Source organism: Flavobacterium glycogeni, assembly GCF_048286775.1.
Classification (GTDB): Bacteria; Bacteroidota; Bacteroidia; order Flavobacteriales; family Flavobacteriaceae; genus Flavobacterium.
On sequence record NZ_JBLVPV010000012.1, the window covers coordinates 32,406 to 52,064 of the forward strand.

Here is a 19,659-nt window from a genome sequence, read left to right on the forward strand (position 1 = left end):
ACTTTGGGCTTTCTAAATGTTAAACCTCAAACAAAAATAAATGAGTCAAGAAATAAGAAATCTGGAACCAAAAGCGCTTTGGAATAAGTTTGCCGATTTGAACGCTGTACCTCGTCCTTCTAAAAAAGAAGAGCGTGTGATTGAGTTTATGAAAAATTTCGGAAACAGTCTTGGATTGGAAACTTTTGAAGATGAAATTCGCAACGTAATTATTCGCAAGCCGGCTACTCCAGGAATGGAAAACCGAAAAGCAATCGTGCTTCAAGGACATTTGGATATGGTGCATCAAAAAAATTCGGATACCGTTTTTGACTTTGATACACAAGGAATCGATATGTATGTGGATGGAGATTGGGTTCGTGCTCGCGGAACAACTCTTGGTGCTGATAACGGTCTTGGTGTAGCAGCTATCATGGCAATCTTGGAAAGTACTGATATTCCACATCCTGCGATAGAAGCTTTGTTTACCATCGATGAGGAAACGGGAATGACAGGAGCGTTGAACTTAAAAGGAGGCATTTTACAAGGTCAAATTCTTTTGAATTTAGATACGGAGGAAGATGATGAAATAGATATTGGTTGTGCGGGAGGAATTGATGTCACGGCTACTGCTGAGTATGATGAAGAGGAAACTCCGGAAGGTTCTGTAGGATATACGATTACTGTAAAAGGGTTGAATGGTGGACATTCAGGAATGGATATTCACAAAGGGTTGGGTAATGCCAATAAAATAATGAACCGATTATTATTTGATGGTTTTGATAATTTTGGTTTGCAAATTTCCGAAATAAAAGGAGGAAGTTTGCGTAATGCGATTCCGCGTGAAAGTCAGGCAAAAGTGATTATCGCTGAGGTGTATGATGAAGCTTTTGTTTTTGACATGCAGCAAATTGTAAACGAAATCAAAACGGAGTTAAAAACAATGGAACCTAATTTAGAAGTTGTTTTTGAAAAAATGGATGCAACTCCTGCTAAAGTAATGCCCTCAATTGCTCAGTTTTACTTTGTAAGAGCAATGTATACGGCTCATAATGGAGTTTATAGAATGAGTGCTGATTTTGATAACTTGGTGGAAACATCGAACAATATCGCTAAAGTAATTGTTGGGGAAGGGCAACTTTCGGTACAATGCTTAACACGTTCTTCGGTTGAAACCTCTAAATTTGATTTGGCTAATGCCTTGCGTTCCGCTTTTGAATTAATGGGTTGTGAAGTGGAATTTTCTGGTGCGTATCCAGGTTGGACACCGAATTCTGAATCAGAGATTTTGGATGTTTTAGTTCCAATTTACGAAAAACAAAACGGTGAAAAACCAAAAGTAGTGGCGTGTCATGCAGGATTAGAATGTGGAATTCTGGGAACGAATTATCCGGATATGGATATGATTTCTTTTGGACCAACGATTCACGGTGCGCATTCCCCTGATGAAAGAGCGAGTATTTCCTCTTCTCAGAAATTTTGGAAATTTGTTTTGGAAATTTTAGCCAATATTCCGGTGAAATAATCTTGAATTTCAATAAAATATAAAACCCTCGTTTAGCAATAAACGAGGGTTTGTTTTTATAAAAAAGAATTAGTCTCTTTTAGGACTGTTTTTCTTGTCTCTTTTTTCTTCTTTTTTTTCTTTAGCCGTTTTTAGTGGCTCTTTCTTTTGTGTTTTCTTAGCGTCTTGACTTTTTGCCATGATATAGGTGTTTAGATTGTGTTTTTATTTTATGATTTGAGTAAATGTATATAATATTTTGGTTTGTTTTAAATATTATTTCAAAAAATCCCCATCTATGATTAATAATTCAACTCCATTAGCAGTTATAGAGCGATGGGAACTTACATCATCTGAAACCACATAAGTCATTCCTTTAGAAAGTTGGACATGCTCTCCCGAATCTAATTCACTAATAAAATCCCCTTCAAGACAATGCACAATATGTCCTTTTTGACACCAGTGATCTGCCAAGTAACCTTTGGAATACGTTACTTTGCGAATTCTAAGTCCGCCTAATTGTATCGTTTGCCAATAGGCTATTCCCGTTGTACCGATATGTTCTGTTTTTTCTATTGTATCCCAATTGATAGTCTGAAAAGGTATACTAGACATAGATTTTATTTTTAGATTATTAAAACTCAAATTTAAGCGCTTTAAAATAAAAAATCCCCAATTACTTTTCGGAATCGGGGATTAAATTATTTTTTTATTTCAAAATAACTAGCTGTTTGTGTAATGAAATACTGCGTTTATTTTTTCTTCAGAATCTTATATTCCTCGTAACAGCCACTAATAGCATCCATGATTTGTAAATCATTAGCTGTTTTTATAAACGATTCGGAGTAGTTACAACGTTGCAGAATTTCGGCAATTTCATTTTTGTCAACACCTAAAAGAACAGCTATAGTTTCTCTGTCAAATTTAGATTCCAAAAGATTTCGTACCGTATCATCTTTCTTCATTTCTTTCAGTTTCTTGAGCTCTTTTGGGTTGTTACCAAAGAAATTATAGAGCATGTCCGCTGGGTTGAATATAGAGCCGAGAACTCTTCCAAAAGCATTTGGAGAGTATTCGCCTGCCTCATATCCTTGCGTTAAACCGGAAATACTATATCTGTAGTTTTCTCTAACCGGGATAATTTTAGTGTCTACTTCAAGATATCCGGTTAAATTAAAGGGTCTGATTACCACTTCTTCAAGCGCAATGGCTTTTTCAGTAAGTTGTATTTTGGTGCTTTTGTTTTTTATCCAGTCATTGGTCACTCGAACGCGAAGCGATTGAAATCCTAAACTAGTAATGTGAAGTGTATCGTTCAGCTGTACGTCTATTTCGAAGTATCCTCCTGAATCGGTAGTTGCACCTCTAACTTTATTGATATTAATGATATTTACACTAGATAAGGGCTGTCTAGTAGTATTGCTGATAATGATACCATTAACTTTTTGGGAGGGTTCTTTAACTTGCGCAAAAGCAGTTACAGATAGTACTAAAAAAAAGAAAACTACAAAATATTTCATAAACTGATTTAAGACTTTAAAAGTAATAAAACAGGATTAAATATTTTGTAGTTCCAGTATATAATTATAAGAAAATTAACAATGAATGTTAATCTCTTCTTGGTCTTCTTGGTCTTGGTGCATCACCAAAGCTTTCAGAACGTCTTGGTGCTCTGTCAGATGAACCTTCAGTTCTAGGTCTGTCAGATGAAAAACCACCTTCTCTTCTTGGAGCTGATGAGCTTCTTGTTCCGAATCCACCTTCTCTTGGAGCTGAACTTCTGTCGCTTCTAAATCCACCGCCTGAACCTTCTCTTCTTGGAGCAAAACTACCTTCTCTTCTTGGAGCAGCACTTCTTCCGCCACCAAAACTTCCACCAGAACTTCTTCCGTTATGATCACGTCTTCCGCCACCGTCATTTTTAGAAATTTCAACATTGATTCTACGTCCTTCTAATTGTACGTTGTTCAATACTTCCATTACTTTATCAGTATGTTCCGGATCAGTGTTAAAGAAAGAGAAACCTTCTTTTACATCTACTTTGAAAACGTCATCACGACCTAAGTCTAATGTTTCTTTCAAGTAATCTTTCAATGACATCCAATCAAAGTTGTCTCTAGAACCTATGTTCACGAAATATCTTGTTGCACCACCATTGTTATTTTCTCTTGGAGCACCATCTCTATCATCACGATCACGTCTTTCAGAACCTGAAGCTTGATTAGAAATATCTCTAGTTTTCTTGTAGTAATTGATAAAACGATTAAATTCAACCGATACCATTTTCTTGATTAATTCCTCTTTCGATAAATCTTCAAGTACGCTGTTAATTGCAGGAAGATAGTTGTCAATTTCGTGATCAACTTCTACATCTTTAATTTTATTAGCTAAGTGTAACAATTGGATTTCGCAGATTTCAATTCCAGAAGGGATTGTTTTTTCTTCGAATTTTTGTTTGATGATTCTTTCAATTGAAGAAATCTTACGCAATTCACTTTTAGTAACGATTACGATAGAAGTTCCTAATTTTCCAGCACGACCAGTACGACCTGAACGGTGATTGTACGTTTCGATTTCGTCAGGTAATTGATAATTCACTACGTGAGTAATGTTATCAACGTCAATTCCACGTGCAGCAACATCAGTCGCTACAAGCATTTGGATTTGTCTTCCTCTAAAAGATTTCATTACCCCATCACGTTGCGCTTGAGATAAATCTCCGTGCAATGCAGCAGCGCTGTATCCGTCTTCAACCAATTTTTCAGCAACAGCTTGCGTATCTCTTTTGGTACGACAGAAAACTACTGAGAAAATGTCTGGATTAGCATCAGCTAAACGTTTCAAAGCTTCGTAACGGTCACGTGCATTTACAAGGTAAAATTCGTGAGAAACTGTGGCAGAACCTGAGTTTTTAGCTCCAACTGTAATTTCAATCGGATCTTTCATGAATTGTTTTCCAATACGTGCTACTTCAGCAGGCATTGTTGCAGAGAATAACCATGTGTTTTTTTCGTCTGGCGTAGTAGAAAGGATGTTTACGATATCTTCGTAGAAACCCATGTTCAACATTTCGTCAGCTTCGTCAAGAATACAAAAATTAATTTGAGAAATGTTTACCAATCCTCTATTAATCATGTCTTGCATTCTTCCTGGAGTTGCCACAATAATTTGTGCGCCTCTCTTTATGTCTCTCGCTTGTTCTGTAATGCTAGCTCCACCGTAAACTGCTACCACATTAATACCTTTTTCGTATTTAGAGTAGTTTTTAATTTCGTTGGTAATCTGCAAACAAAGTTCGCGTGTTGGAGATAAAATTAATGCTTGTGTGTTTCTGTTGTTGGCATCAATTTTCTGAATAACTGGAAAACCAAAAGCTGCCGTTTTCCCTGTCCCTGTCTGAGCCAACGCAACCATATCTGTGTCTTTTTCCAATAATAGGGGAATCGCTTTCTCCTGTACTTCGGTCGGATTTTCAAATCCTAGATCTAAAATCGCCTTCAGTAACGATTCACTCAATCCTAATTGTTCAAATTTATTCATATGTATTTTTAAAATAGGGTGCAAAATTACTGTTAATAATCGATATAAACTAATGCTATTTTAAGATTTAATGATTTATTATAATTTGATTATCAGAAAGTTATGTTTTTTATTTGCAAATTATGGGTTTTGATTTAGGATTTTAGTGTGAAATTACGCCTTGAAATTTGTTTCTTTGTTATAAAAATGTTGTATTTCAGAGCGTTTATTTATTTACTTTCAAAAAATCAATTAGTTGTTGTGTGGCTTTTCCTCTGTGGCTGATTTTGTTTTTTATGTCCAATGATAATTGGGCAAAAGTTTCTTGGTATTCTTCAGGTTTGAAAATAGGGTCATAGCCAAATCCTTGATTCCCTGATTTTTCTAAAGTAATTTCGCCTCGGGCAATTCCTGTAAAAAGATGCTGTTTTTCGTTTAAATTCAATGCAATCACTGTTTTGAATTGTGCCTTTCTATTGCTTTTATCGGATAAGCACTCCAATAATTTATTCATATTGTCATCAGAATTGCGTTGCTCTCCAGCATATCTTGCAGAGTAAACACCAGGTTCGCCATTCAGCGAATCCACTTCCAGTCCGGTATCATCAGCAAAGCAGTTGTAACCGTATTTTTGTGTAACATAATTGGCTTTTAAAATAGCATTCCCTTCTATAGTATCGGCGGTTTCAGGAATTTCTTCATGACAACCGATGCTTTCTAAGCTTAGAATTTCAATCGTGTCTGGAAGTATACTTTGTATCTCCAGTATTTTATTTTTGTTATTGGAAGCGAAAACAAGTTGCATTATTTTAGTTTTAATTTGACTCTCCAAAGATACATTTTTTTAGATATTTCATCGGGATGATGTCATTAGCAGTTCAAACTAGCTGTTAATCATAGCGATCTCTATATTGTTTGGAATTCAAAGAATGTATTCAACTGTAATTAATTAAAAATCAACACGTTAATTTAGAGTTAAAGTGCTGTTTTTTTTAAATTCAACTAACATAAGTTGTATCTTTGAGTGTGGTTTTGATTAATCACTTGAGTAAAAACCATCTGCAAAGAGAAGAGTATTCAAATTGTCATTTCATACTGAACGGTATGTTTGATAAATGGTAAATCAAAATCTACATTCGGAGGCCCTTTAAAAGGCCTCCTTTTTTGTGGCTATATGCCAGAGTAATAATTTCCTTTTTGCTTTTTTTTTAAAAGCAATTTTACTGCTATAAATCCACACGTTAATTATTGGTTAAAGTACTGATTCTTAGTTGTGTTTTTTGGTAAAAAATAATATCTTTGATATGTGATTCTGATTGAATACTTGAGAATATCAATCTTATAATGAGATTGATAACTCACAATCGACTATATCAGTAACGGTAAGAGTTAGTATAGGTAATTCAGAATCACATAGGAGGCCCTTTAAAAAGGCCTCCTTTTTTTATGGTTCAATTTTAGAGAATTTTAATTTTAAAAGGAATTTAAAGAATTTTTAAAATAAGAATTAGAGGGATGAATTTTATAAGTGCAAAATTACTATTTGAATGTAATTGCTACGCTATGAATCAGTGCGTTAATGATTCGTTAAATGGTTGATTTTTAATTGTTTTGGTGAGAGTAAATTGTATCTTTGAGTGTGGTTTTGATTAATTACTTGAGTATATCAATCTTACAATAAGATATGATAATTCAATAGTCAGCTATACTAATATAATTGTATGAGTTGATAATGGTAAATCAGAACCGACAACTGGAGGACTCTAAGGGTCCTCCTTTTTTGTGTTATATTTAATTAGGAGCAGATAAATTATGGGTCTTTATGGCATTGATGGAAATAGTGGTCTATTAGCTAAACCTTAATCGAACATAAACGTGTTTGATACCTTTTTTATCTGAATCTCTTTCGTCAATTTCAAGAATATCGGTTAGGGATTTTAGCATTGGGGTTAATTTAGCAAAACCATAGTTTCTTGGGTCGAATTCAGGTTTTCTCTTTACAATTAGGTTTCCTACATCACCAAGAAATGCCCAGCCATCATCATCACAAATATCTTCTATTGTAGTTTCAATAAGTTCTATGGTATGTAAATCTATTTTACTGAGTGATTTTTCAATAGGTTTTTCAACGGGTTTTCCAATTGGTTTTTTAGTGTCTGAGGAACGTTTCGGTTGTTTTTTCTTTATGGCTCCGTCTAATACTTCGATATAGATAAAACGATCGCAGGCAACTATAAATGAGTTGGGCGTTTTTTTCTCTCCAATTCCAATGACTTTCATTCCTGATTCTCTCAGTCTGATGGCCAAACGTGTGAAATCACTGTCACTTGATACGATACAAAATCCATCCACTTTGTCTGAATATAATAAATCCATGGCATCGATTATCATAGCAGAATCTGAGGAGTTTTTACCTATTGTGTAACTGTATTGTTGAATAGGAGTAATAGCGTGTTCCAGTAAAACTGATTTCCAGCCGTTAGCATTGGGTTTAGTCCAATCTGCATAGATGCGTTTGGTGGTTGGTGTTCCGAATTTGGCAATTTCTTCCATCATTCCTTTTACATTACTATAAGGAACGTTGTCAGCATCAATGAGAACGGCCAGTTTTAATTCTTTTGTGTCTTGTGACATATATTATTGTTTTAATTGGCATTAGTCTATACAATGCTTTTCAAATATACAAATATTTGTCTAAATTGTTCCGAAGCCAGTTTATCTGACCCTTATTTAGACTCACTGTTGTGGGTGCTAAGCCAAATTAGTTTGTACAGCAGTTTCATTTTGCACACTAGAGTCTCTTTTTTAATCCTGTTTAATAAAGTACAAAGGTTGATTGTAGTTGGCTATTGTTACTAATGCATTATAAATATACTTGCAAACCAAAACAGCGCCTTCTTGGTTGATTAAATGTGCATCATCTTCCGGGGTATGGTATTGAGGATGTCCTCCTGTGTGAAGCCCCACAACCGAAATGTTTTTTTTGTAAAAAGAAACATGGTCGGATCCACCAACATCGCCAGCGTTGACAACAGGGTTGAGTCCACTGCCTTCTCCTAGTTTTTTCATTAATGCTACGCCATCAGGAAAAGTTCCGGCACCTCCCATATATAAATGTTTTTCTTTGTTCAATCGGCCTACCATATCCATATTGATCATCAATTTAAGAGCATTACTGGCAACTGGAGGATGGTTTACAAAATATTTCGAACCCAGTAATCCTCCTTCTTCTCCGCTGAATCCTATAAAAATGATGCTTCTTAGCGGTCGTTGATTCGTTTTTGATAATTCTTTTAAAATAGACAGCAAAGCCGAAACTCCCGAAGCATTGTCGTCAGCACCATTGTGAATAGCGATAGTTTCTTTCTTTTTGCTTCCCGTTCCTTTTCCTCCCCATCCCAAATGGTCATAATGCGCTCCAATTACAATGAATTCGTTTTTTAAAGTTTCATCCGATCCTTCTATGTATCCAACCACATTTTGAGTGGTTACACTATCTGATTTTGCATGGTTTGTTTCCGGTTTTACAAATAATTTAAAAGATTGCATATAACTGTTGCCAAATTTTTGCAGTCCATATTTTTTAAAATACTTTGCTATATATGTTGCCGCATCATTATTGCCTTTTGTTCCTGGAAAGCGACCTTGTAATTCATCGGAAGCTAAATATTTTTCATGCTTATAAAAAGTACGGGTATTAATGGTATGTTGAGCAATTAAATTTTTGCTGAGTAATAATGTGAAAACAAGGACAAGAGCGAATTTATAATGAGATGGCATAATATTTAAAATTTAAAAAATGAATTGCTGTATTGATATCGAAAATGCGCACCAAATATACAAAGTTTATTATTGGAATCTATTTTAGCCCTGATGATCCCGATGGTTATCGGGAGGCATCCTTTTGTGCCGCCATTACGAGGGATGAAGCAATCTTTCTTGACGGCACAAAAGATATAGCGGAGAGCAGGACATCGAAGATTCGGCGTAGCTAAATAGCTCCTGAAAAATAAGTTTACTTTCAATACCATTATAAAATTTAAATAATTATTTTTGCAACTTCTTAAAATTAAAATTATTACTTCAATATATTATGGTAAAAGATTTATTCGAAAGAATTCAAAACAATAAAGGACCGTTAGGTAAATGGGCTTCACAAGCAGAAGGATATTTTGTATTTCCAAAATTAGAAGGAGATTTAGGCCCAAGAATGAAATTTCAAGGAAAAGAGGTTTTGAATTGGAGTTTGAATGACTATTTAGGTCTTGCAAACCATCCAGAAGTGCGTAAAGCAGATGCGGATGCAGCGTTAGAATTTGGTGCAGCTGCTCCAATGGGTGCTCGTATGATGAGTGGTCATACTAAATATCACGAACAATTAGAGAATGAATTAGCTGCTTTTGTAATGAAAGAATCAGCTTATTTATTGAATTTTGGTTACCAAGGAATGGTTTCTATAATTGATGCTTTGGTGACTAGAAATGATGTGATTGTATATGATGTTGATGGGCACGCTTGTATTATTGACGGAGTTCGTTTGCATAGTGGAAAACGTTTTACTTACAAACACAACGATATCGAAAGTATGGAGAAAAACCTGCAACGTGCTACCAAAATAGCTACGGAAACAGGTGGAGGAATTCTTTTTATTACTGAAGGTGTTTTTGGAATGCGTGGACAACAAGGAAAGTTGAAAGAGATTGTAGAAATGAAAAAGAAATACAATTTCCGTCTTTTGGTTGATGATGCTCACGGTTTTGGTACTCTTGGTAGAACAGGAGCTGGAGCAGGTGAGGAGCAAGGTTGCCAAGATGGAATTGATGTTTATTTTTCTACTTTTGCAAAATCGATGGCTAATATTGGTGCTTTTGTAGCGGCTGATAAAGACATTATCGATTACTTAAAATACAATTTACGTTCGCAAATGTTTGCTAAAGCATTACCGATGATTCAAACAATTGGTTCTTTGAAACGATTGGAATTGTTGCGTAATCACCCAGAATTGAAAGACAAACTTTGGGAAAATGTAAATGCATTGCAAAGTGGATTGCGTTCTAGAAACTTCGACATTGGAGATACTAATACTTGTGTTACACCAGTTTATCTTCAAGGAAGTGTGCCGGAAGCAATGATTATGGTAAATGATTTGAGAGAGAATTACGGAATATTCTTGTCGATTGTGATTTATCCGGTAATTCCAAAAGGAATTATTTTGTTAAGAATGATACCAACAACGTCTCATAGTTTGTCAGATATTGACGAAACACTTACGGCTTTTGAAGCTATTCGTGAAAAACTGGAAAACGGTACTTATAAAGAAATTGCTGACAGGACTACAGTTGATTTAGACGCTTAGTTTTAAAATTATTGCAATTTTAAGTTTATAAAAAATCCATCAACTTTTGTTGATGGATTTTTTTTTTGAAATGAATTTAGCAAATAAATAGTATATTTATGCAACTTAAAATTTAAAGTTTATGAAAAAAGTGATTTTATTGAGTGTCGTTTTTATGAGTGTTTTAGTCTCTTGTAAAAAAGAAAAAGAAATGGAAGAAGTCCCAGTTCCATCAGAAGAAATTGTTGTAGAAGAACCTATTTCAGAAGAATGCTATAGTGCGATTATTAAAAAAGATACTATTTCGATGTCTTTGAATATAAAAGGAAATCAAATAGCATCAGGGAAATTGAGTTATAATTTTTTTGAAAAAGATAAAAACGAAGGGACTTTAGTTGGAGAAATAAAGGGCGATACGCTTTTTGCAGAATATACTTTTATGTCCGAAGGAGTTTCGTCAATTCGTCAAGTTGCCTTTTTGAAAAAGGGAAATACGTATGTTGAAGGTTATGGAGATATTGTAGATGATAACAAAGGAAAAGTTACTTTTAAAGACACGAAGCAACTAAAATTTGAAGGAAATATCGTTTTGACAAAAGTAGTAGATTGCAAAATGTAATTTTCGCGATAAAGCAAGGTTGTTTAAAACAAAAAAATCCATCAGTTTCGATGGATTTTCTGTTTTAAATAGTACAATCTAAACTGCTACAAATTCTTCAGGAAAGTACATCTTCGTTTGTGAACAACAGGATTGAAGTGTTTCCATAAGTTATGAATGGCAAGGTTGTTCGCTAATTCAGGAGTTCTGAAACAGTTGATAACTCCTTTTTCTTTGAAAGTATGGTAATATTCATTGAAAATTATCGCAGTAACAGCTTTATTTTGATAATCAGGATGAACGCCTATCAAATAGAAAATCATATCCTTACTCTGGTTTTTGGCTTTCAGCAAATGAAGAAATCCAAATGGGAATAATTTTCCTTTTGATTTTTGCAACGCTTCTGAAAAAGAAGGCATTACAATGCTAAAAGCAACAATGTTATGGTCTTTGTCTTCCACAAATTTGATGAATTCAGGATTGATAAAACTGATGTATTTTTTCTTGAAATATTCTTTTTGAATGTCTGAAATAGCTACAAAAGACGACAAAGAAGCATAAGATTCGTTGAACAAATCAAACATTTTATCTACATGTGGCATCACTTCTTTAGTAGTTTTGAAATTGAGCGGACTTAATTGGTATCTTCTTTTTACCAAATCATTTGCCTTTTCAAAAAATTCTGGTTTTACGTTTTCGAAAGGAAATTTACTTTCTAAGTATTCTTTTTCTACGCGATAGCCCAATTGCTCAAAATGACTGGCATAATAGGGATGATTGTACCACGTAATCATAGTTCCAATCTCGTCAAAACCTTCCGTTAAGACACCAACTTTATCTAAATTTGAAAATCCCATTGGGCCTTCAACGTGTTCTAAATTGTTTTTTCGACCTAATTCATACACTTTTTCCAAAAGTGCTTTCGTCACTTCAATATCATCAATCACGTCAAACCAACCAAAACGGACTTTCTTTTTTTGCTGGTCATTTACCTCACTCCAATTAATGATTGCCGCAATTCTACCTACAATTTCATTGTTTTTATAGGCAATGTAAAAATACGCTTCGGCATTTTCAAAAGCTGGATTTTTTGTTTTGTCAAAAGTTTCCAGTTCATCAGCAATGATTGGCGGAACCCAATATTTATTGTTTTTGTATAAAGAAAAAGGGAATTTGATATAATTCGTTAATTCACTTTTTGTTGTAGCTTCTTTTATCGTAATCATTATGTTTTTTGAAATGCTATAAATTATCCTTTTTTTGTCTTTTTTGCTCTTTTTAATGCTTTTTTATCAGAATCATTATTGTCAATGTTTATTCTTACTTCTTGATAATTGGCATCATAGCGCCAAGAAAATCCGATGCCTCCATAAAGTACAGAAGGAGTATCTTTAAGACTTGTACTTATCGATGCATCAATTTGCATGCCTTTATTCAATAAATAAGCCGCGCCACCACGAACAATGGCATCACTGTATAAATCACTTTTAAATCCTTGATTTTCTACAAACCCAGACCATTTGTCATTAAATCCTCTAGTTAGAGTTAACACATAAGCATAACTTGGATAATCTGTTGTCACATAATCAGCTATGATATTGGTTACAAAAACCCATTTTCCATCACCCAAGTGGTTTTGTGTAATCAATACAATTTTTGGTGATATACCGGATTCGGGTAAAAAAGAATTCGGATTATTTGATGAAAAAACATAAGGGTTATCTTTGGAAGTAAAATTAGCTCCCGCAAATACGGAAACGGCTGGAATTAATTGGCGCCAACTAAATGCTCGATTGGCTTTCCAACTGTATATGTTTACCTTTTTTTCGTAATTTTTGAAAGGATCGTAAATTAGATATTTGGCTCCTAAAACAGTTTGTTTAAAATCTGCTTGATTTGTGCTGTTAAATAAGGTGGTGTATTTTTCATTTTGGTATTGTATATCGGCTATCAATTCCAGTTTTTCCATGAATAAACCCCATCGTAATGTGGCATCAATTCCAAAACCATTGGCATCATAATTCAGTAAACTATGGTTTTGTTTTATTCCGTAAACGCCTGTTTCTATTTGAATTACCGATTTTCCAACTGAATAAGCCGACATGGTTTCACCTGGTCTGTTAGAATTTATTTGATCGGTATGTTGGCCATAATGAATACTTGGAATCATTGAAATAGCTACGATAAGTAAGATTTTGATTTTGGACATCTTATTTTTTTTGGGTTAAAAAGTAATAACGCTTTTCAAATGTACTATATTTTATTATTTATTTAAGAGAGATATTTTAATTTTGAACGGTTGATTTATTAATTTTGGAAAAAATTACACTTATATGCAAACAGCCTCTTTCATTGGTTTTATAAAAGCGCTTTTTTATATGATCGCTTTCTATTATATTTTTAAATTTTTAGCAAAACTATTTTTGCCTTTATTGCTTAAAAAAGTAGTGGAGAAAGCAGGAGAAAATATGCAGAAGCAACAACAGTATGCACAAGACAATACTTGGAAAAAAACACAAAGTAAGGATGAAGTAATATACAATACGGCGAATACAAAAAATCCACGCGAAACCAAAAAAGTGGGAGATTATGTTGATTACGAAGAAATAGATTAAATTTGCCGTTATTAGCACCGTTTTTACTCTAATCCAAACCATTTTACATTGAAAATAATAAATAAGTTCTATCCGCACTCCCTAGCCATACTTGGTTTTGTTGTAATTTCTCTCCTATATTTTTATCCTGTCTTGCAAGGAAAACAAATTTTTCAGTCTGATATCGTGCAGTATACGGGAATGGCCAAAGAACAAAATGACTTTAGAGCCACGGATGATGTTGAACCGTATTGGACTAATTCAGCCTTTGGTGGAATGCCAACTTATCAATTGGGAGCAAAATATCCGCACGATTATATTGGAGCGATAGACGATGCATTGCGATTTTTACCACGCCCTGCAGATTATTTATTTTTATATTTTCTTGGGTTTTATGGCTTGATGCTCGTGTTAAAAGTAGATCCTTTGAAAGCCTTTTTTGGTGCATTAGCCTTTGGTTTATCTACCTATTTGATTATTATTCTTGGAGTTGGTCATAATGCAAAAGCGCATGCGATTGCGTATATGCCGCTGGTTATAGCCGGATTTATTCTGGTATTTCAAAAAAAATATATTCTGGGAGGTTTGATTACGCTTTTTGCGACAGCATTAGAAATCAATGCAAATCACTTCCAAATGACCTATTACTTATTGATTTTCCTATTGATACTTTCTGCTTATTTTTTGTATCAGCAAGTAAAAGAGAAAGAGTATAAATCACTGTTGTATTCTTTTGGGATATTAGCAGCGGCAGGAATTTTAGCTATTGGTGCCAATGCTACGAATCTATTAGCAACTTCTGAATATGCGGATTTTAGTATTCGAGGTAAAAGCGAACTGACATTCAATCCAAACGGGTCAAAAAACGAGACTACATCTTCAATGTCTAAAGATTATATCACGGAGTACAGTTATGGGGTAATGGAAAGCTTTAATCTTATTGCACCCCGACTTTTTGGTGGTTCTAATAATGAGGCTGTTGGAAAAGACAGTAATATGTATGAATTCATGATAGGTCAGGGAGTTCCAGAGGATCAGGCAACTGATTTTGTTTCGGGAATGCCAACGTATTGGGGCGATCAACCTATTGTGGCAGCTCCTGCATATATTGGAATTGTAGTATTCTTTTTGGCGATTTTGGCTTTATTTATCGATAAAAGAAAGATTAAATATGTATTTCTATCCGGTTCAATAGTTGCGTTAGTTCTTTCATGGGGTAAAAATTTCCCCGTTTTGACTGACTTTTTTATTGATTATGTTCCAATGTACGATAAATTCAGAGCGGTATCCTCTATCCAAGTTGTTTTGGAATTGTGTTTTCCAGTTTTGGCTATTATGGGATTACAGTCTTTCTTCAAATTAGATAAAAAACTGCAATGGAAAGCATTGTATGAAACGACAATTTTAGGTTTAGGAATTATTTTGATTTTATTTTTAAGCAAAAGTTTGTTCAGTTTTTCTGGAGGAAACGATGCTTATTTTCAAGAAAGTTATGGTCCAGAATTTGTAAGCGCCCTTAAGCTGGATCGAATGAGTTTATACAGTGCTGATTTATTGCGTTCAGGCTTTTTTATTGTGTTAACAGCAGGCGTTTTATGGTTGTTCATTAAAGATAGATTTGCCCAAAATACAGCCATTATAATTGTAGGTTTATTGATGGTTTCCGATTTGTTTTTTGTGGATAAAAAGTATGTTTCGGGAAAAGATTTTGTAAGCGGAAGTCAAGTTGATGTGCCTTTTCAAGAGTCACCTTCTGATGCTGAGATTCTAAAAGACACGGCTAATTACCGCGTTTTTGAAGTGGGAGATTTAATGGGTGCAAGAGCTTCTTTTTTCCATAAATCTATTGGTGGTTACAGCGCCGTAAGACCTAGAAGAATGCAGCAATTAATTGATTATCAGATTTCCAAAAACAATATAGAAGTCCTTAATATGCTTAATGTAAAGTATGTGATACAAAAAGACAAAGAAGGAAAGGAATTCCCAGTGTCAAATCCGGATGTTAATGGAAATGCATGGTTTGTGAGCCAAGTAAAATTGGTAAATTCTGCTGATGAAGAGATGAAAGCGTTAGATAGTTTGGATTCTAAAAATGTGGCGGTTTTCAATGATTATGAATATGGTTCTATTGTTAAAGGAACTGGAGAAGGGTTTTATAAAAAAGAATGGAGTCAAGGTGATATTAAACTTAATGTTTATAAGCCCAATTATCTAAAATATGCTTCTGAAAATTTAGGAGAAGGTTTAGCTGTTTTCTCCGAAATGTATTATGGAAAAGGTTGGAATGCTTATGTTGATGGAAAAAAAACAGCGCATTTTCCAGTAGATTATGTTTTGAGAGCAATGATAATTCCTGCAGGAAAACACACCATTGAATTTAAGTTTGAGCCTCAAGTGATAAAAACCGGAAGCACGATTACGTTGATAAGTTCAATAGGAATGCTGTTACTCTTAGCAGGTGGGATTTATTTCGAAAGAAAAAAAACCGTGTAATTAGGTAGAGACGCACTGCAGTGCGTCTCTACTACCATAAAACAATTAAATTGAAACCAGAACCAAAGAAAATTTTAATAATTACCTATTATTGGCCACCGGCTGGAGGACCTGGCGTGCAACGTTGGCTTAAGTTTGTTAAGTACTTGCCTGATTTTGGTATTCAGCCTATTGTTTATATTCCGGAGAATCCAACGTATCCTATTGTTGATGAAAACTTGGTTAAGGAAGTTTCTGATAAAGCGATTATTTTGAAACATAAGATTTTTGAACCGTATCAATTGGCTTCTTTTCTTTCGAAAAACAAAACCAAAAAAATCAGTTCGGGAATTATTCCAAATCAGAAAAAGCAATCTTTTCTGGACAAAACCTTTCTTTGGATTCGTGGAAATCTTTTTATTCCCGATGCACGTGTTTTTTGGGTAAAACCATCGGTTGCTTATCTGGAGAAATACATTGTAGAAAATGATATTGACACCATTATTACTTCCGGACCGCCACACAGTCTGCATCTTATTGGATTAGAATTAAAACAAAAATTAAATTTGAAATGGTTTGCCGATTTTCGGGATCCGTGGACTACTATTGGCTATCATAAATCATTGCGATTGTCCAGTTTTGCTGCCAAAAAACATAAAGCATTAGAACATCAGGTTTTAAATACAGCCGATACAATTATAGTAACTAGTAAGACTACTAAAACGGAATTTCAAGCGATTACAAATAAACCAATTGCGGTCATAACCAATGGTTATGATACGGAAGAAGTTGGGAAACAAATTTTGGATTCAAAGTTCAGCTTAGCGCATATTGGTTCTTTTCTTTCCGAGAGAAATCCTTTGATTTTATGGGAAAGTTTGGTTGAATTGATTCATGAAATTCCAGATTTAAAATCGCATTTGGAAATAAAACTAATTGGAGCTGTGAGTCAGGAAGTTTTGGAAACGATTACTCAATTCGGGTTAAATTCCTATTTGAATAATTTGGGTTATGTTTCGCATTCAGAAGCGATTGCACACCAAAGAAAATCACAGGTTTTGCTGCTTATAGAAATTGATTCCGAAGATACTAAAAGCATTATTCCAGGAAAATTATTTGAATATTTGGTTTCTAACAGACCTATTATTGCGATTGGCCCTAACGGTTCTGATTTTGCCGAAATCATAACGGAAACCAATACAGGTGTATTTTTTGATTATTCGGAGAAAGTGAAACTTAAAAGTGTAATTTTGGACTTTTATAATCAGTTTTTGGAAGGTAAATTACAAGCCAACGGAGTTGGATTACAGCGCTATTCCAGAAAAAATCTTACCAAAGAATTGGTTGAATTGCTTAACAATTATGATTAAGAAGTTCATAACATTTGTTTTTATACTAATTGCAAATTTTGTATTTAGTCAAGATCAAGAAGCTATTATTTTTTTTAATGATGGAAGTTCCATTGATGGATTTGGGAGTATAAATAAAAATAATATATTATTCAGAGCCTCGTTAAATAGTAAAACAGATAGTTGGTCTTATGATATGGTAAAAGGTATTACTTTTTTTGGATTTGAATCAACTGTAAAATTCGAGTATGTTTCACTTGAAGAATTTTCTAAACCAGAACCTCAATTATTAGAAGTTGTCGAGGAAGGTAATGTTACTTTATATGCAAGAGTTAGGAAGATATTTCAGAATTTTGCTATTAATTCAAATGGTTTTAATCATCCTAATACACAAATTGTTACCAATAATTTTGTTTCTTTTCGAAGTGGTATAGAAAATGTTGCCGTAGAAATATATGTTAAAAGAGCAAACGAAAAACATCCTACAAGTTTAAATAGCGGTTTCTATAAAAAAGCAGCAAAATATTTTTCTGATTGCGAAGTAATTAACAAGAAAATTGATAAAGGAGAATTTTCAAAGAGTAAAATTTTAGAGTTAGTTCAATATTATAATGATATTTGTGCGGAATAACAAATCGTAAATTAAAAGTGAGATTGCTTCGTGCCTCGCAATGACAAAAAAATGGGAATAGTATTAAATCAATCTTTAAAGAATACAATAATCACTTATTTAGGTTTTGGAATTGGTGCAATAAATACCCTTTATTTGTATCCTATTTTTTTGGGAGCTACTTATTATGCCTTAACTAATTATATCCTTTCTGTCGCTAATGTGATCATGCCATTATTTGCAATAGGAATGCAAAATACGTTAGTGAAATTTTATTCGCAATACGAAACAGATGAAGAGCGATCCCGATTTTTATCCTTTACCGTATTGTTTCCTTTACTGTTGTCTATTCCTCTAATTCTTATTGGATTTATTTTCTTTGATGATATTTTATTTTTTGTATCAAAGAAAAATCCAGTTGTCAAAGACTTTATTTGGCTTATTCCATTTATCGGATTATGCATGGCTTATTTCGAAATTTTTTATGCTTGGGCCAGAGTCCACATGCATTCGGTTTTTGGGAATTTTGTTAAAGAAGTAGGACTAAGATTGTTTTCTTTAATTGCACTGATTGGTGTTTATTATAAATGGATATCGGTTGTGGATTTTGTTTATATTACTGCCGGAATTTATTTTTTAGCACTAATTATTACAATGGGTTATGCCTTTTATATTAAAAGGCCAAGTTTTCAATTTGCCATACCTCATAATGTGAAAAATTTAATGGAGTATACTTTTTATATTATTTTATCAGGAAGTGTGGCTAATTTACTGTTGGATGGTGATAAAATTATGCTCAACCAATATATGGTAATTGAAAATATTGCCTACTATTCTATTGCAACATTTATCGCTTTGGTCATATCAGTTCCAAGCCGGGCGATGCACCAAATTGTTTATCCAATTACAGCCAAGCTGATGCATGAAAATAAACATGATGAGTTGAATGATTTGTACAAAAAAACATCTATCAATTTACAAGTAGTCGGCGGTTTTGTGATGTTGGGGATTTTTGTTAATATCAATCAGTTGTACGAAATAGTTCCAGAAGTATATAGAGGGGGTATTCCAGTTGTTTTTATGATTGGAATTTCTAAATATTTTGATTTAATTTTAGGGAACAATAATGCCATTATTTTCAATACAAAATATTATCGAGCCGTATTGTTTCTAGGAGTCTTTTTAGTTGCTTTGGCAATTGGATTAAACGCGATTTTTATTCCTTTGTACGGAATTATGGGTTCTGCTTTTGCGACTTTATTGTCAATAACTTTTTATAGCATTGCCAAGTTACTTTTTGTGGTCAAGCGTTTGCATTTATATCCATTTACAAAGCAGACATTGTATTCTCTTGCAATTACTTTTGGAATATTTTTGGCATTTTATTTTTGGGAGTTTCCTTTTAGCCCAATAATAAGCATTGGATTAAAATCAATTTTGGTTACTCTTTTATACGTTTATATTAACTACAAATTTGTTATTTCCATTGAAATTAATCAAGCGCTAGATGTAGTTTTGAAAAAGTTGAGAATTAAGTTGTAATTTTTTTTCAGTTCAAAATAATAACTAATCTTAATTTCTAAAAATAATATTTCCTACAAAATTTCATCTGAGATTTGGGTTTTCTCCCTTGAGAAAATAATGGTAGGAGTCTTTATTCTATAAATGATTAAAGAGTTTTATATGTGAATATTATAAC

General features: G+C 33.7%; 16 protein-coding genes. 8 read left to right on the forward strand and 8 right to left on the reverse strand.

Translation table 11 applies throughout. The features are described 5' to 3' along the window. Nucleotides 1–40: 40 nt before the first annotated feature. Nucleotides 41–1,504, forward strand: coding sequence for an aminoacyl-histidine dipeptidase (locus tag ACNQGX_RS11045; protein WP_417976240.1), 1,464 nt, complete (start codon nt 41–43; stop codon nt 1,502–1,504). 255 nt (nt 1,505–1,759) lie between these two features. Here the strand turns inward: ACNQGX_RS11045 and ACNQGX_RS11050 are convergent, their stop codons facing one another. The 6 genes from ACNQGX_RS11050 to ACNQGX_RS11075 all read right to left on the reverse strand — a co-directional run bounded on the left by ACNQGX_RS11050 (nt 1,760) and on the right by ACNQGX_RS11075 (nt 8,782). Beyond that, the gene (locus tag ACNQGX_RS11050; RefSeq protein WP_417976242.1) at nt 1,760–2,098 is read right to left on the reverse strand and encodes a DHCW motif cupin fold protein; all 339 of its coding nucleotides are present in this window, start codon (nt 2,096–2,098) and stop codon (nt 1,760–1,762) included. Nucleotides 2,099–2,235: 137 nt separating this feature from the next. Beyond that, a complete protein-coding gene (locus tag ACNQGX_RS11055; protein WP_131916898.1) occupies nt 2,236–3,003 on the reverse strand; it encodes a carboxypeptidase-like regulatory domain-containing protein in 768 nt (255 codons plus the stop codon). Between the two features lie 88 nt (nt 3,004–3,091). After that, nucleotides 3,092–5,023: a DEAD/DEAH box helicase gene (locus ACNQGX_RS11060; protein WP_417976244.1), complete on the reverse strand. Its 1,932-nt coding sequence runs from the start codon at nt 5,021–5,023 to the stop codon at nt 3,092–3,094. A gap of 205 nt (nt 5,024–5,228) precedes the next feature. After that, entirely contained in the window at nt 5,229–5,807 is a 579-nt protein-coding gene (locus ACNQGX_RS11065) for a non-canonical purine NTP diphosphatase (protein ID WP_417976246.1), read from the reverse strand. A 1,043-nt stretch (nt 5,808–6,850) separates the two neighbouring features. After that, nucleotides 6,851–7,636, reverse strand: a complete 786-nt coding sequence (locus ACNQGX_RS11070) for an NYN domain-containing protein (RefSeq protein WP_131916895.1) — start codon at nt 7,634–7,636, stop codon at nt 6,851–6,853. 171 nt (nt 7,637–7,807) lie between these two features. Beyond that, entirely contained in the window at nt 7,808–8,782 is a 975-nt protein-coding gene (locus ACNQGX_RS11075) for a M20/M25/M40 family metallo-hydrolase (RefSeq protein ID WP_417976248.1), read from the reverse strand. Between the two features lie 313 nt (nt 8,783–9,095). Between ACNQGX_RS11075 and ACNQGX_RS11080 the strand changes: the two genes are divergently transcribed. Beyond that, on the forward strand, nt 9,096–10,358 hold the full coding sequence (locus ACNQGX_RS11080) for a cysteate-C-fatty acyltransferase (protein WP_417976250.1): 1,263 nt from the start codon (nt 9,096–9,098) through the stop codon (nt 10,356–10,358). 121 nt (nt 10,359–10,479) lie between these two features. Next, nucleotides 10,480–10,956 carry a hypothetical protein gene (locus tag ACNQGX_RS11085; protein ID WP_417976252.1) on the forward strand — a complete coding sequence of 159 codons (477 nt, stop codon included), beginning with the start codon at nt 10,480–10,482 and terminating at the stop codon, nt 10,954–10,956. 86 nt (nt 10,957–11,042) lie between these two features. Here the strand turns inward: ACNQGX_RS11085 and ACNQGX_RS11090 are convergent, their stop codons facing one another. Together ACNQGX_RS11090 and ACNQGX_RS11095 are read right to left on the reverse strand one after the other, a co-directional pair. Next, nucleotides 11,043–12,161 (reverse strand): GTP cyclohydrolase, encoded by a 1,119-nt coding sequence (locus tag ACNQGX_RS11090; protein WP_417976254.1) that lies wholly within the window; start codon nt 12,159–12,161, stop codon nt 11,043–11,045. A 23-nt stretch (nt 12,162–12,184) separates the two neighbouring features. Further along, the gene (locus ACNQGX_RS11095) at nt 12,185–13,144 is read right to left on the reverse strand and encodes a transporter (RefSeq protein WP_417976256.1); all 960 of its coding nucleotides are present in this window, start codon (nt 13,142–13,144) and stop codon (nt 12,185–12,187) included. 124 nt (nt 13,145–13,268) lie between these two features. On the opposite strand from ACNQGX_RS11095, the gene ACNQGX_RS11100 reads away from it, so the two are divergent. Genes ACNQGX_RS11100 through ACNQGX_RS11120 form a run of 5 tightly spaced genes read left to right on the forward strand, consistent with a single transcriptional unit; the run spans nt 13,269 to nt 19,502 of the window. After that, the gene (locus tag ACNQGX_RS11100; protein WP_417976257.1) at nt 13,269–13,550 is read left to right on the forward strand and encodes a DUF4834 family protein; all 282 of its coding nucleotides are present in this window, start codon (nt 13,269–13,271) and stop codon (nt 13,548–13,550) included. 48 nt (nt 13,551–13,598) lie between these two features. After that, complete coding sequence (locus ACNQGX_RS11105) at nt 13,599–16,022, forward strand: YfhO family protein (RefSeq protein WP_417976259.1); 2,424 nt, start codon at nt 13,599–13,601, stop codon at nt 16,020–16,022. A gap of 50 nt (nt 16,023–16,072) precedes the next feature. After that, nucleotides 16,073–17,371, forward strand: coding sequence for a glycosyltransferase family 4 protein (locus ACNQGX_RS11110; protein WP_417976261.1), 1,299 nt, complete (start codon nt 16,073–16,075; stop codon nt 17,369–17,371). Then, the gene (locus ACNQGX_RS11115; protein WP_417976263.1) at nt 17,364–17,981 is read left to right on the forward strand and encodes a hypothetical protein; all 618 of its coding nucleotides are present in this window, start codon (nt 17,364–17,366) and stop codon (nt 17,979–17,981) included. The genes ACNQGX_RS11110 and ACNQGX_RS11115 overlap by 8 nt, the downstream gene beginning before the upstream one ends. A 51-nt stretch (nt 17,982–18,032) precedes the next feature. Then, nucleotides 18,033–19,502 (forward strand): lipopolysaccharide biosynthesis protein, encoded by a 1,470-nt coding sequence (locus tag ACNQGX_RS11120; protein WP_417976265.1) that lies wholly within the window; start codon nt 18,033–18,035, stop codon nt 19,500–19,502. Nucleotides 19,503–19,659: the final 157 nt, after the last annotated feature.